Here is a 13,808-nt window from a genome sequence, read left to right on the forward strand (position 1 = left end):
CGCCGTTCACCCACGGCCATCGACGAGGCGGGTCGTGCGACGCCGATGACGTTGAGGCTAACCGTCGAGGGCCGCGAGTCGCGCGCGGACGACCTTGCCTTTGTCCGGACGCAGGAACCACTCCAGTTCCAGAGCGACCTCACGTACGACGGCCAGACCGCGCCCGCATTCATCGGCGTCGCTCACCGGGCCGACCTGCCCGAAGCCGGGGAAGGCGGCGATCGGGTCCGACACGTCCACGATGAGCTGCCCGTCCTCCACGAGGGCGAGGCGGAGCCACAGGTGGCGGCCCGCGGCTCTGCCGTGGCGGGCCGCGTTGGCGGTGAGCTCCGAGACGACGAGCACGGCGTCGTCGATGTCGCCTCCCCATTGCCATGCCGTGAGCCGCCGCCGGGTCTGGAGGCGGGCGAGCCTCGCGGAGGCAGGGGTCATGGGGTAGTCCATGGACCAGTGGTGGGTGGGGAGGGTGGGGGTGGCTTCGGTGTTGGACATGGTGGCCCCTCTCGGGAGGCGTAGGTCGGTGCCCCTGGCCATGAGCTTTTGCAGTCCAACTACCGTGACGCGGCTTGGCGTTCGAGTTCAATCGAAACGCGACTGATTAATCAGTGAGCGGAAATTGGACTATGCACGACTCTGCGCATGCGGCTGCGCAGGCGGAACAAGGGATGCCAGACTCGGCAGACGGCACAGGAATCTCGTACTGCGGCACAAAGGCGGTGCACATGGCGGCCAAGCGCGGACGGACCGGACAGCGGCTTGAACTCGGTTGGCAGTTACGTCAGTTGCGCGAGAACTGCGGACTCGGCGAGAGAGGAGGTGGTTTCACACGCAGGCAGGCGGCGCAGGGCCTGAGGATCTCCGAAGCAGGCCTGCAACGGATCGAGTCGGGATCTCTGAACTTCCGCAACGTTGGTGACCTGCGCAAGCTCCTCGACAAATATGGAGTCACCGACGAGGACGTCATCGAGTCCCTGATCAGCCTCAACCGCGAGTCATCTACGCAGGACTGGCTGACGCAGTACCGGGGCCTGATGCCGGCCGGGATGCCGGGCTTCGTCGGAATCGAACCCGAGGCTCGCAGCATGAAGGCGTACCACCCGACGTTGGTGTATGGCCTGCTTCAGACGGAGCGGTACGCGCGGGCTATCCATGAGGTTGAGAAGCCGATCGAGGAAACGACGTCGGAACTCATCCGGAACAGCGTGGACCTACGGATGAAGCGTCAGGAAGTCCTCACGCGGAACGATCCGGTCCGACTGCACGTCATCCTCGGCGAGGCCGCCCTCCGGTACCCGGTTGGAGGCGCTGACGTGATGCGCGAGCAGTACAGGAAAATCGCTGAGCTCTCTGCGTGGAGCCATGTCACCATTCAAGTGCTGCCGTTCCGCTGGGGCTACCGGTCAGCCAACGACTTCGCGATCCTCCATCTCGGCGATCAGTTGCCTCCGCGAGTTCAGATCGACAACGCTTGGGGCGCGGTCTCCACCTCGGACAAACCCCGAGAGGTCGACCGGTTCACCCGCCGGTTCGACGCCATGGCCGCCTCGGCGTGGCCGCCCGAAGACACCCCGGAATTCCTGCACGAACTGGAACGAGAGCTGTAGGACGATGACTATCCACTACTTCACCGCAGCCGACCTCGCCCCCGACGATGCTTGGTACAGGTCGTCGTACAGCGGCGGCACCGGCAACAACTGCGTCGAGGTCGCCGACCTGACCACCCCCACCGCCCCCCGCCCTGGCATAGGCGTGCGCGACTCCAAGAACCCCACCGGCCCGGCCCTCCTCCTCCGCCCTTCAACCTGGTCGGCGTTCGTGACTCACGTCCGCGCGACGAGCATCTGATCCGGGCAGGGCAGGGTGCCTGGCCAACGGGGGCTTTGCTGGGCCGGTGGCTTTGACTTGTTGCCGGGGCCGCCCGGTTGTCCTGAGGTTGGCGGTTCCGGGCCGGGAGTCAAGGGCGCTCCTTCGTCGCGTCGGCTGCGCCGATTCCGCTGCGCTCCACCCTTGACACCCAACCCTCCACCGCGCGAGGGAAGACGACCGGACGGCCCGAGGGGCGGGACTCTCGACCACTCCCGTCGGGCCATCACCCTCTCGCTGCCGGGTGCGGCCCGTCTCATTGCGGGTGCCCCTCACGCGGACAGGGGCGGGCGCCCGGTCCGCAGCCACTCCGGGAATCGGTGCCGGTCTCGTCAAGCGACTGCGGACCAGTTCTCCCGGGGTGGCCGTCACGCGGAGGGCGGGCGTCGGTCGGAGGCTGTCTGGTGGGTGAGTCGCAGAGAAGTGACGCTCCTGGGCGGGGTGGGGGTGTCGTTTTCCTTCAGTTGAGGGCAAGCGACAAGCGACACCCCTCGGGCGGGGTGTGGGGTGGGGTGCAGGAGAGTCCTGCGCCACGCCTGGCGCGGGCGCCGGTGGGTGGGATTTTCCTGCAACCCGTGGGCACCTCAGGTGACGGGGGCGCGTCCCGCAGAGCGGTGTAGTGGCGCGATCTTGCTGCCCGTCGGTATCCGCGCTGAGCTCCGCGTTGGTGCGGGCGGGTCCGCAGAGGTGATCGTGCTACACCGCCGTGGCGGGGGCGGCGGGATCTTCCGCCGACCGCGCGGCACCTACTTTGGCAAAGTTGTGTTCTGGCAGAAGGGGGGCGCGCGTATTGCGTAATGCGCCTTCTCGGAATTAGGTGCCGGACCCCCCACCCTCTCGGAGTCAACCGGCCCGCGTCAGCCGTGACCTGCACACCCCGGCCCGCGTCCGGTCGGCAGGCGCGTGACGAGACGAGACCCGCGCCCTTCAGCAGGCCTTCGTCTGCCCCTCCACCTGGCGGCCACCCCGAAAGACCCGGCCTGCTGTCGCCTGACGAGACCGGGACCCATTCCCGGAGCGGCTGCGGACCGGACGCCCGCACCTTCTCCACCGTGACGGCCACCCCGGAAGACCCGGCCTGCTGTCGCTTGACGAGACCGACACCCCTCCCCGGAGCGGCTGCGGACCCGGCGTCCGCCCCTCCTCCGCGTGACGGCCACCCCAGGAGATCCGGTCGATGGCCGCTTGACGAGACCGGCACCCACCCCCGAAGCGGCTGCGAACCGGGCGTCCGCCCCTCCTCCGCGTGACGGCCACCCCAGGAGATCCGGTCGATGGCCGCTTGACGAGACCGGCGCCCACCCCCGAAGCGGCTGCGAACCGGGCGTCCGCCCCTCCTCCGCGTAACGGCCACGCCGGAAGAACCAGCCCGCAGCCGCTTGACGAAACCGGCACCCACCCCCGAAGCGGATGCGGACCCGGCGCCCGCCCCCTCCGCGTGACGGCCACCCCAGGAGATCCGGTCGATGGCCACTTGACGAGACCGGCACCCACCCCCGAAGCGGCTGCGAACCGGGCGTCCGCCCCTCCTCCGCGTAACGGCCACGCCGGAAGAACCAGCCCGCAGCCGCTTGACGAAACCGGCACCCTTCCCCAAGCCGGCTGCGGACCCGGCGCCCGCCCCTTCTCCCCGTGACGGTCACGCCGGAAGAACCGGCCGACGGTCGCTTGACGAGACCGGCACCCCCCACCGAAGCGATCGCGGACCGGGCGCCCGCCCTTCTCCCCCTGGGGGTCACGCGCAATGAGCCGGGCCGCACCCGGCAGCGAGACCCCCTGATTCGACGGGAGTGGTCGAGAGTCCCACCCCGTGGCCGCCCGGTCATATCGCTTCGCGCGGTGGAGGGACGGGTGTCAAGGGTGGAGCGAAGCGGAATCGGCGCAGCCGACGCGCAGCGCAGCGGAGCGCCCTTGACTCCCGGCCCGGAACCGCCAACCTCAGGACAACCGGGCGGCCCCGGCAACAAGTCAAAGCCACCGGCCCAGCAACGCCCCCGCCCCGGCACACCCTGCCCCCCCCGAACTCACCTGTCAGCGGCCCCCATCCACGTACTCAGACTCTCCCTCAGCCCGAACCCCCTCACTCGCCGCCCCCGAAGCAACGACCACCCCAGCCCCCTTGCGCGCCCCGGCCCGCGGCAGCAGTACCGCCACCACGATCGTCCCCACCCCGAGGATCACCGCGCCGATCAGGCTCGTGTGGGCCACCGCGCCAGAGAACGCCGAGCCCACCGCATCCGCCATCTGGTGCGCGCCCCCGGCCAGTTCCTGCGCCTGCGCCTTCAGCTGCGCCGCCTCCTGGGGCGATGAAGCCTTCGCCGCCTTCTCCGTGAGTTCGCGTGCCTGCTCGGCGATGCCCTGGGCCACACCGTTGCCCGCGCCCACCGAGTCCTGGGCCGTGTCGAGCGCGGAGGCGGGCAGCTTGCTGCCCGACGTCTCATCGGCCAGCTTCGACGAGTACGAACCCGCGAGGACCGAGCCGAGGACCGCGATCCCCAGCGAACCGCCCAGCTCCAGCGAGGTGTCGTTCACCGCGCCGCCCACGCCGAGCTCCGACTCGGGGAACGCGCCCATGATGGCGTCCGTGCAGGGCGAGACCGCGAAGCCCAGGGACATGCCAAGGATGATCAACGGTGCCACGAAGTCCCCGTACGTGGAGCCCGCCTCGATCTGTGTCAGGAGGGCAAGGGCCACCGTGCCGCCGACCATGCCCGCCACCACCATGATCTTGCCGCCGATGCGCGGCGCGAGGATCCCGGTGACCGCCGAGCCCACGAACACCGCACCGGCCAGCGGCAGCATGCGGATGCCGGTCTCAAGCGGGTCGTAGTCGAGGACGAACTGGAGGTGCTGCGTCAGGTAGTAGAAGGCGCCGAACACCGCGAGGAAGAAGAGCGCCACGGCCAGGTTCGAGCCCGCGAAGCCGCGCTGCGTGAACTTGCGTACGTCGAGGACCGGGCGCGGGTGCTTCAACTCCCAGACCACGAAGGCGATCAGGCCGAGGCCCGCCACCACCGCGGCGGAGATGGCGCGCACGCCCCATCCGAAGTGCGGGCCATCGATGATCATGAAGATCAGGGAGCCCACCCAGACGACCGAGAGCAGACCGCCCACGTAGTCGATCCGGCCGTGCTGCGCCGCCTTGGAGGGCGGCACGAGGACGAACGCGCCGATGATCGCGAGCACCGCCACCGGGATGTTGATCAGGAACGTCGAGTGCCAGCCGTTGTCGCGAAGCAGCGCGCCCGCGATCAGCGGGCCCGCCGCGATCGCGATGCCGGACGTGGCCGCCCAGATGGTGATCGCCTTGGCCCGCTCGGCACGCGGGAAGGTCGCCGCGAGGAGTGAAAGCGTCGCGGGCATGATCAGCGCCGCGCCCACGCCCATCACGGCGCGGACCACGATGACCGCCGTCGAGCTGTCCACCATCGCGCCCGCTCCGGCACCGGCGGACATGATCACCAGGCCGAGCACCAGCGCGCCCCTGCGGCTGTACTTGTCGCCGATCGCGCCGAGCAGCAGCATCAGCGCGGCGTACGGGACGGTGTAGGCGTCGATGACCCACTGCAGGTCGGAGCTGGACAGGCCGAGGTCCATGGTCATGTCGGGCGCGGCCACGGTCAGCGCGGTGTTCGCCATCACGGCGATGAGGAGGCTCAGGCAGAGCACACCCAGGGCCCACCAGCGGCGGGCGTACGGCCGGTCCATCCGTTCGACCGGTTCGTTGATCAGCAGAGGCATCTGGATTTCACCCATCCCGTATTGCACAAGCTTGTGTAACTACACACTGATGTGCAAGATACCCGATGTTGCACAGTGATGTGCAAGTGGGTGAGCGGGGGCCCGCGCGAGTGGGCAGAATGGGGCCATGAATCCCCGCCCCGCGAGCAGCGTCAGAGCCGACGCCAACCGCCGCCGCATCCTCGACGTCGCCGTCGCCGAGCTGCTGCGCGACCCCGACGCGTCCATGGACCAGATCGCGCGCGCCGCGGGCGTGGTGCGCCGGACGGTGTACGGGCACTTCCCCAGCCGTGACGCGCTGATCGAGGCGATCGTGGAGCGGGCCGTCGAGGCGGTGGAGAGCGCGCACAGCGCGGGTCGCGAGGGCATCGACGACCCCGCGGAGGCGGTGGCCGGTTCACTGCTCGCCGTCTGGGACGTCGCCGACCGCTACCGCCTGCTGCTCTCGCTCTCCCATCGGAGCGTCACGATGGGCGGCATCCGCGAACGGCTCGGCCGCGTCCACGAGTCCGGCCTGGAGACGTTCCAACGCGGCCTGGACGGCGGCACGTTCGTGTCGCCGCTGCCGACGCGGGCGCTCGGCTACGTACTCGAAGGGATCCTGTTCGCCGTGATGGAGGCCGTCAACGACGGTGTCGTACCAGCGGAAAAGGCGGGCAGGTCCACCGCGATCACGATTCTGACCGCGGCGGGCCTGCCCGCCTCCAAGGCCACCGAGGTGGTGACCAGGGTCGCCGACCGAAGGGCCGCGACCAGCGACGGCTAAGCCGTCAGGGACTTCTTCTCGGCGCCCTCCGGCTGCGGCGGGATGGCGTCCACCGTCTCCCGGCCCGCGTCGTCGGGCTCGGGAGCGCTGTCGTCGAGCAGCGTCCGCTCGTCGAACGGCAGCTTCCCGGCCAGCACGAGCTCGACCCGCTCCCGGTCGACCTCCTTGGTCCACGTACCGATCAGGAGCGTCGCCACCGCGTTGCCCGCGAAGTTGGTCAGGGCGCGGGCCTCGCTCATGAAGCGGTCGACGCCGATGATCAGGCCGACGCCGTCCACCAGGCCCGGCTTGTGCGACTGCAGGCCACTGGCCAGGACCGCGATGCCGGAGCCCGAGACGCCGGCCGCGCCCTTGGACGCGATCATCATGAACAGGAGCAGGGAGATCTGCTCACCGATGCCGAGCGGCTGGTCCATCGCCTCGGCGATGAAGAGCGACGACATGGTCAGGTAGATCATCGTGCCGTCGAGGTTGAAGGAGTAGCCCGTCGGGACGGTGATGCCGACGACCGGGCGGCTGACGCCCAGGTGCTCCATCTTCGCGATGAGCCGCGGCAGCGCGGACTCGGACGAGGAGGTGGAGAGGATGAGCAGGAACTCGCGGCCCAGGTATTTCAGGAGCTTGAAGAGGTTGACGCCGGTCACCAGGCGCAGCAGCGTGCCGAGCACGATCAGGATGAACAGCGCACAGGTGACGTAGAACCCGATCATGATCGTGGCAAGCGCCTTCAGGGCGTCCGTGCCGGTCTCGCCGACCACCGCCGCCATCGCGCCGAACGCGCCGACCGGGGCGGCCCACATGATCATGCCGAGCACGCGGAAGACCAGCCGCTGGATGTGCCCGATGCCGCGCAGGATCGGCTCCCCGGAGCGGCCCATGGCCTGCAGCGCGAAGCCCACGAGCAGCGCGACGAGCAGCGTCTGCAACACCTCGCCCTCGGTGAAGGCGGAGACGAGCGTCTTCGGGATGATGCCGAGCGCGAAGTCGACGAGACCCTTGTTCGCCTCTTCGGCCGCGTCGTGGCCCGCGCCCTTCTCGGAGTCGGAGATGTCCATGCCGGAGCCCGGGTGCAGGATGTTGCCGACGATCAGGCCGATGGCGAGCGCGACGACGGACATCGCGACGAAGTACGCCAGTGCGAGGCCGCCGACCTTGCCGACCTTGGCGGCCTTACGGACCGAGCCGACGCCGAGGACGATCGTGCAGAAGATGATGGGCGAGATCATCATCTTGATCAGGTTCACGAAGCCGGTGCCGACCGGCTTGAGCTCCTTGGCGAAGTCGGGGAAGAGCAGGCCGACACCGATACCGAGGACGACGGCGATGATGACGGCGATGTACAGATAGTGGGTGCGGTCCCGCTTGGCTGCGGGCGCCTTTGCCACCTGGCTGTCGGTGGTGTCGGCCACGAGGGCCCTCCTTGAACGACTACGTCGGCGTTTTCGGCCAGTGCGTGCGGCTCACGTCCTGGTTCGGCCCGTGCGTGCGTCTCGTGCGGCTCACGTCCTGGGCAGGCGAATCTCGGGTGACTATCTCTCGCCCTGTGAGGGCGGTCACCCTTGCGTTCATTTAGTTCGCACTTATACGGCCAGGCAGACTGGCAGCATGTCCCTCGCCCGTCCACCCCGCCCGCGCAGCCTCGCCGGGCAGCTCTTCGCGATGCAGATCGTGCTGGTCACCGTCGTGGTGGCCGGATGTGCGCTCTTCACGTTCCTGAGCGACCGGCAGCAGGCCGAGGAGGGCGCGCGCCGCCAGGCGACGGCCGCGGCGCGGGCGGTGGCGGACTCTCCCTCGGTGCGCGAGGCCGCCCGTGGCGAGAATCCGACGAAGACCCTCCAGCCGTACGCGACGGACGTACGCCTGCACACCGGGGTCGACTTCGTGACGATCATGGACCCGGACGGCATCCGCTGGACGCACCCCGACGAGGACCAGATCGGCGAGCGCTTCCTGGGCCACCGGGCGGACGCCCTGCGGGGCCAGACCTTCACCGAGACGTACACGGGAACGCTCGGCCCCTCCGTGCGCGTGGTCACCCCCATCAGGGACGGTGACCGCATCACGGGTCTGGTCAGCGCGGGCATCACCATCGAGGAGATCAGCCAGAAGGCGCGCGGCCAGCTCCTCGCCCTGCTCGGGGTCGCGGCCGGGGCGCTCGCGCTCGGCGGACTCGGTACGTACGTCATCAACGCCCGCCTGCGCCGCCACACCCACGGCATGAACGCCGCCGAGCTGAGCCGCATGCACGACTACCACGAGGCGGCGCTGCACGCGGTGCGTGAGGGACTCCTGATGCTGGACGGACAGCGCAGGATCGCCCTCATCAACGACGGAGGGCGCGAGCTGCTCGGCGTATCGGGCGACCTGGTCGGCCGGAACGTCGCCGAGCTCGGACTGCCCGCGCCGCTGACCGGCGCGCTGCTCGCTGCCGAGCCGCGGGTGGACGAGCTGCACCTGACGGCGGACCGCGTGGTCGTCGTCAACACGTCCCCCGTGTCGAGCGGTGAGCGCAGGGGCACGGTGGTGACCCTGCGCGACCACACCGAACTCCAGGCCCTGACCGGTGAGTTGGACTCGGAGCGCGGTTTCACGCGGGCGCTGCGCTCGCAGGCCCACGAGGCGGCGAACCGGCTCCACACGGTGGTGTCCCTCATCGAGCTGGGCCGCGCCGACGAGGCGGTCGACTTCGCCACGGCCGAGCTGGAACTGGCGCAGACGCTGACGGACCAGGTGGTCGCCGCGGTGAGCGAGCCGGTCCTCGCGGCCCTGCTCCTGGGCAAGGCGGCCCAGGCCAACGAGCACGGCGTGGAGCTCGTCGTCTCCCCCGACAGCAGCATCGACGACGGCATGCTGCCCGCGGACCTGCCCGCGCGCGACCTCGTGACCGTCCTCGGCAACCTGATCGACAACGCGGTGGACGCGGCCCAGGGCTCACCGGCGGCCCGTGTGACGGTGACGGCGCGGGCCGACGAGGCGGGCCTTACGCTGCGAGTGTCGGACACCGGCCCCGGGGTCGACCCGGCCCACACCGAGGCGGTCTTCGAACGCGGCTGGTCGACCAAGGCCACGGCGGGCCGGGGGCTCGGCCTGGCCCTGGTCCACCAGACGGTGACCAAGCACGAGGGGACACTCGCGGTGCGGGAGGCGCCGGGGGGCGGCGCGGAGTTCGAGGTCCACCTGTGGACGGCCGCCGTCGGCGCGGGCCGCCGGGCGCACTCCCCGGTGCCGGGTGCCGATGACGAGGCGTCCCGTGCGCCGGACGCAGCAGACGGAGGCACCAAGTGACAGAGCCGATCCGGGTCCTGGTCGTCGAGGACGACCCCGTCGCCGCGGACGCCCACGTCCTCTACGTGAACCGCATCCCCGGCTTCCACGCCGTGGGCAAGGCGCACAGCGCCGCCGAGGCGAAACGCGCCCTGGACCGGACCGAGGTGGACCTGCTCCTCCTCGACCTCCACCTGCCCGACGGCCACGGCCTCCAGCTGGCCCGCACCCTGCGCGCCGCGGGCCACCGCGCGGACGTCATCGCCGTCACATCGGCCCGCGATCTCGCGGTCGTACGCGAGGGTGTCTCCCTCGGCGTGGTCCAGTACGTACTGAAGCCCTTCACCTTCGCCACCCTGCGCGACCGCCTCACCCGCTATGCCGAGTTCCGCACCGCCGCGGGCGAGGCCACCGGTCAGGACGAGGTGGACCGCGCCCTGGCCACCCTGCGTGCGCCCAGCCCCGCCGCCCTGCCCAAAGGGCTCAGCGGCCCCACCCTGGAGAGGGTGACCCGCACCCTGCGCGACGCACCCCCCGAGGGCGTCACCGCCGCGGTCGCCGCCGAGACCGTGGGGATCTCCCGCATCACCGCGCGCCGCTACCTGGAACACCTGGTCACCACGGGCCGCGCCGCCCGCACCCCGCAGTACGGCCAGGTCGGCCGCCCCGAGTACGCCTACCGCTGGCTGACGTCGGGCACCTGACGCGACCTGGCGCCACCCGACGCCACCTGGCGCCCCAAGTCCCCACCCGCGTACGCCGATTAACGCCCGATGCGGCCTCCCATAACAACGTTGTCACGTTGATGACAAGCGGCGATGCACGAGCATTGACCTTGCTCCGAGCCCGCCCTTACGTTCACCGGGCAGCCCCGCGTTGCGCCCTGCGTGGTAACCCAGCCGCGTCGGCCAGTAGGAGGTCGTGCCCGTGCGTCCCACCACCCCTCTGCTCCTCGCCACCGCCCTGGTCGCCGCCGGCACCCTCACCGCGTGCGGCGGGGACTCCGGCGACGATCCGGACACCGTGAAGGTCTCCTTCAAACAGTCCACGGACAACCAGGTCAAGGTCATGGACACCTATCTGGCGGACATCAAGAAGCAGTTCGAGAAGGCGAACCCCGGCAAGAAGGTGAAACTGGTGCCGATCAAGGCGCCGGACTCCGAGTACTACACCAAGCTCCAGCAGATGATGCGCTCCCCGAAGACCGCGCCCGACCTGGTCTACGAGGACACCTTCCTCATCAACTCGGACATCACCAGCGGGTACTTGAAGCCCCTCGACCCGTACCTGGACAAGTGGGAGGACTGGAACCAGTTCATCGGCACGTCCAAGTCGGCGGCGAAGGCGGCGGACGGCAAGACGTACGGCGTGCCGGACGGCACCGACACCCGCGGTCTCTGGTTCAGCAAGGGCATCTTCAAGAAGGCCGGTCTGCCGGCGGACTGGCAGCCCAAGTCGTGGGACGACATCCTCGAGACCGCGCGGACCATCAAGAAGAAGGTCCCGGGCGTCACACCCCTGAACGTCTACACCGGCAAGCCCGCGGGCGAGGCCGCCACCATGCAGGGCATGGAGATGCTCCTGTACGGCACGGGCCAGGACCCGATGTACGACCCGAAGTCGAAGAAGTGGGTCACGGGAAGCCAGGGTTTCAAGGACTCCCTGAAGTTCGTCGAGACGGTCTACAAGGAGAAGCTCGGCCCTGACGTCACCGACGCCCTCGACCCGAACTTCGCCACCCGGGTGCGCGGCGAGCTCCTGCCCGAGGACAAGCTCGGCATCAACCTCGACGGCTCCTGGCTGCCGCAGGACTGGGGCAAGGGCGCGGGTCACGAGTGGCCCGAGTGGTCGAAGAAGCTGGGCCTCGCCCACATGCCCACCCAGAACGGCGAGGCTCCCGGCAAGGTGAGCATGTCCGGCGGCTGGACCTGGGCCATCCCGACCAAGGCGTCCAACCCCGACCTGGCCTTCAAGTTCATCGAGCAGATGCAGACCAAGGCCAACGCCCAGAAGTGGTACGTGGCCAACTCGGGCATCGCGGTCCGCAAGGACGTCGCCGCCGACCCCGCGTACCTCAAGGCGCAGCCCGGCCTGAAGTTCTTCACCGACCTGGTGCCCTCGACCCACTACCGCCCGGCGTACCCGGCGTACCCGAAGGTCTCCACCGCGGTGCAGGAGGCCATGGAGAAGGTCACGACGGGTGACGCCTCCGTGGAGGACGCGGCGAGCGGATACGACGACGAGGTCAAGGCGGCGACGGACGGCGAGGTCGTCGAGAAGTGACCGCCGGCGCGCGGTAGTTGTCGTCCGTACGCAAGGGATACGCAAGGGAAGTGAGTGCCCCGAGGTGACCACCGCACCCCCCGCCGGGCCCGGCGACATCGTCAAGACAGCGCCGGGCCCGTCCTCCTCTCATCCACCGTCCCGCCGCAAGCTGACGGGCCGGGCGCTGTCCCGCGCACTGCCCGTCTCGCCCGCCGTGATCCTGCTGCTCCTCTTCCTGGCAGGACCCATCGGCTACTGCGCGTACATCGCCTTCACCGACCTCCAGCTCACCGGCCAGGCGGAGTCGAGCTTCGTCGGGTTCGACAACTTCCGTAAGGCCTTCGGCGACGAGGCGTTCCTCAACGCGGTCTGGCTGACCCTGGTCTTCACGGTCGTGTCCTCGCTCATCGGGCAGAACACCATCGGCCTCGCCCTCGCGTCCCTGATGCAGCGGGCGTCCAAGCCGGTCCGTACGCTCACCGGTGCGATCGTGATCACGGCGTGGGTGCTTCCCGAGGTGGTGGCGGCCTTCCTCCTGTACGCGTTCTTCCGCCGCGAGGGCACGCTCAACGCGGTCCTCGACTTCCTCCATCTCCCGTCCCAGAACTGGATGTACACACTGCCGATCCTGGCGGTGTCGTTCGCCAACGTCTGGCGGGGGACGGCGTTCTCGATGCTGGTCTACTCGGCGGCCCTGAACGAGATCCCCAAGGAGATCACCGAGGCGGCCGAGGTGGACGGCGCGGGCGGCTGGCGCCGCATGTGGCACATCACGCTGCCGATGATCCGCAGGTCCATCGGCACGAACCTGATGCTGAACACCCTCCAGACCCTCTCCGTCTTCGGTCTGATCTGGGTGATGACGCGAGGCGGCCCGGGAAACCGCAGCCAGACCCTCCCTCTGTTCATGTACGAACAGGCCTTCCAGAAGAGCATGATCGGCTACGGCACGGCGGTGGCGCTTCTGCTCCTGGTCGTCGGCTCACTCTTCTCCCTCGTCTATATGCGCCTGCTCCGCACGGAGGTCTGAGTGTCCGCGAACACCGTCAACTCCCCTGCCCGTACCATGCGTTCACGCCGTACGACGCGCCGGCTCGCGGCGGACGCGGGCCTGCTCGTGGTCGCCGCCGCGTTCGTCCTGCCGCTGGCCTGGGTGATCCTGTCCTCGCTCGACACCAAGGCCGACCTCAAGGTGAAGGTCCCCGACGGCATCACCCTGGACAACTACGACGCGGTCCTGACCCCGGAGATCACCTTCACGCCCCTCCTCAACAGCCTGCTGCTGTGCGGCGGGGGCACGCTCCTGACGGTGGTCTGCGCGGCACTCGCCGCGTACCCCCTGTCCCGCTTCAAGTCCCGCCTGAACCGCCCCTTCATGCTGACGATCCTCTTCGCGACGAGCCTGCCGATCACGGCGATCATGGTCCCGGTGTACGCGCTGTTCGTCCAGGTCGACCTGATCGACACGATGCAGGGCACGATCTTCTTCTTCGCCGCGTCCCAACTCCCCTTCGCCATCTGGCTGATGAAGAACTTCATGGACGGCGTCCCGAAGGAGCTCGAGGAGGCGGCATGGACGGACGGCGCGTCGTCCTTCCAGTCGCTGATCCGTATCGTGCTGCCGCTGATGGGCCCGGGAGTGGCCGTGGTCACGGTCTTCTCGTTCGTCATGATGTGGGGCAACTTCTTCGTCCCGTTCATGCTGCTCCTGACCCCGGAGCAGATGCCGGCGTCGGTCAGCATCAACGACTTCTTCGGCAACAAGGGGACGGTCGTGTATGGCCAGTTGGCGGCCTTCTCGATCATCTACTCGACGCCGGTGATCCTCTTGTACGTTCTGATCTCGCGCCGGCTGGGGGGCGGGTTCGCGTTGGGGGGTGCGGTGAAGGGGTGATCCGTCCAGGGCGGA

The 13,808-nt window shown here is 69.3% G+C and carries 11 protein-coding genes; 8 read left to right on the forward strand and 3 right to left on the reverse strand.

Features of this window, described 5'->3' with window-relative positions:
* Window positions 1-57 precede the first annotated feature (57 nt).
* Complete coding sequence (locus M4V62_RS14450; protein WP_249587663.1) at window positions 58-492, reverse strand: ATP-binding protein; 435 nt, start codon at window positions 490-492, stop codon at window positions 58-60.
* Between the two features lie 230 nt (window positions 493-722).
* Between M4V62_RS14450 and M4V62_RS14455 the strand changes: the two genes are divergently transcribed.
* Window positions 723-1,604 (forward strand): helix-turn-helix domain-containing protein, encoded by an 882-nt coding sequence (locus M4V62_RS14455; RefSeq protein ID WP_249587664.1) that lies wholly within the window; start codon window positions 723-725, stop codon window positions 1,602-1,604.
* Window positions 1,605-1,608: 4 nt separating this feature from the next.
* On the forward strand, window positions 1,609-1,845 hold the full coding sequence (locus M4V62_RS14460) for a DUF397 domain-containing protein (RefSeq protein ID WP_249587665.1): 237 nt from the start codon (window positions 1,609-1,611) through the stop codon (window positions 1,843-1,845).
* Window positions 1,846-3,894: 2,049 nt separating this feature from the next.
* On the opposite strand, the gene M4V62_RS14465 is transcribed toward M4V62_RS14460, so the two are convergent.
* Complete coding sequence (locus M4V62_RS14465) at window positions 3,895-5,604, reverse strand: MFS transporter (RefSeq protein ID WP_249587666.1); 1,710 nt, start codon at window positions 5,602-5,604, stop codon at window positions 3,895-3,897.
* A 127-nt stretch (window positions 5,605-5,731) separates the two neighbouring features.
* Between M4V62_RS14465 and M4V62_RS14470 the strand changes: the two genes are divergently transcribed.
* Complete coding sequence (locus M4V62_RS14470; RefSeq protein ID WP_249587667.1) at window positions 5,732-6,370, forward strand: TetR/AcrR family transcriptional regulator; 639 nt, start codon at window positions 5,732-5,734, stop codon at window positions 6,368-6,370.
* Here M4V62_RS14470 and M4V62_RS14475 read toward each other — a convergent pair.
* The gene (locus tag M4V62_RS14475; protein ID WP_425575222.1) at window positions 6,367-7,779 is read right to left on the reverse strand and encodes a cation:dicarboxylate symporter family transporter; all 1,413 of its coding nucleotides are present in this window, start codon (window positions 7,777-7,779) and stop codon (window positions 6,367-6,369) included. The genes M4V62_RS14470 and M4V62_RS14475 overlap by 4 nt on opposite strands.
* A 196-nt stretch (window positions 7,780-7,975) precedes the next feature.
* On the opposite strand from M4V62_RS14475, the gene M4V62_RS14480 reads away from it, so the two are divergent.
* The 5 genes from M4V62_RS14480 (at window position 7,976) to M4V62_RS14500 (ending at window position 13,793) form a co-directional block, all read left to right on the forward strand.
* Complete coding sequence (locus M4V62_RS14480) at window positions 7,976-9,655, forward strand: sensor histidine kinase (protein ID WP_249587668.1); 1,680 nt, start codon at window positions 7,976-7,978, stop codon at window positions 9,653-9,655.
* Complete coding sequence (locus M4V62_RS14485; protein ID WP_249587669.1) at window positions 9,652-10,338, forward strand: response regulator; 687 nt, start codon at window positions 9,652-9,654, stop codon at window positions 10,336-10,338. Before M4V62_RS14480 ends, M4V62_RS14485 begins: the two co-directional genes overlap by 4 nt.
* A 217-nt stretch (window positions 10,339-10,555) precedes the next feature.
* A complete protein-coding gene (locus M4V62_RS14490; RefSeq protein WP_249587670.1) occupies window positions 10,556-11,917 on the forward strand; it encodes an extracellular solute-binding protein in 1,362 nt (453 codons plus the stop codon).
* 64 nt (window positions 11,918-11,981) lie between these two features.
* Window positions 11,982-12,929 carry a carbohydrate ABC transporter permease gene (locus tag M4V62_RS14495; RefSeq protein ID WP_425575223.1) on the forward strand — a complete coding sequence of 316 codons (948 nt, stop codon included), beginning with the start codon at window positions 11,982-11,984 and terminating at the stop codon, window positions 12,927-12,929.
* 36 nt (window positions 12,930-12,965) lie between these two features.
* A complete protein-coding gene (locus M4V62_RS14500) occupies window positions 12,966-13,793 on the forward strand; it encodes a carbohydrate ABC transporter permease (RefSeq protein WP_249592834.1) in 828 nt (275 codons plus the stop codon).
* The last annotated feature ends 15 nt before the right edge of the window (window positions 13,794-13,808 follow it).

It is taken from the genome of Streptomyces durmitorensis (assembly GCF_023498005.1).
In the GTDB taxonomy this organism is placed as follows: Bacteria; Actinomycetota; Actinomycetes; order Streptomycetales; family Streptomycetaceae; genus Streptomyces; species Streptomyces durmitorensis.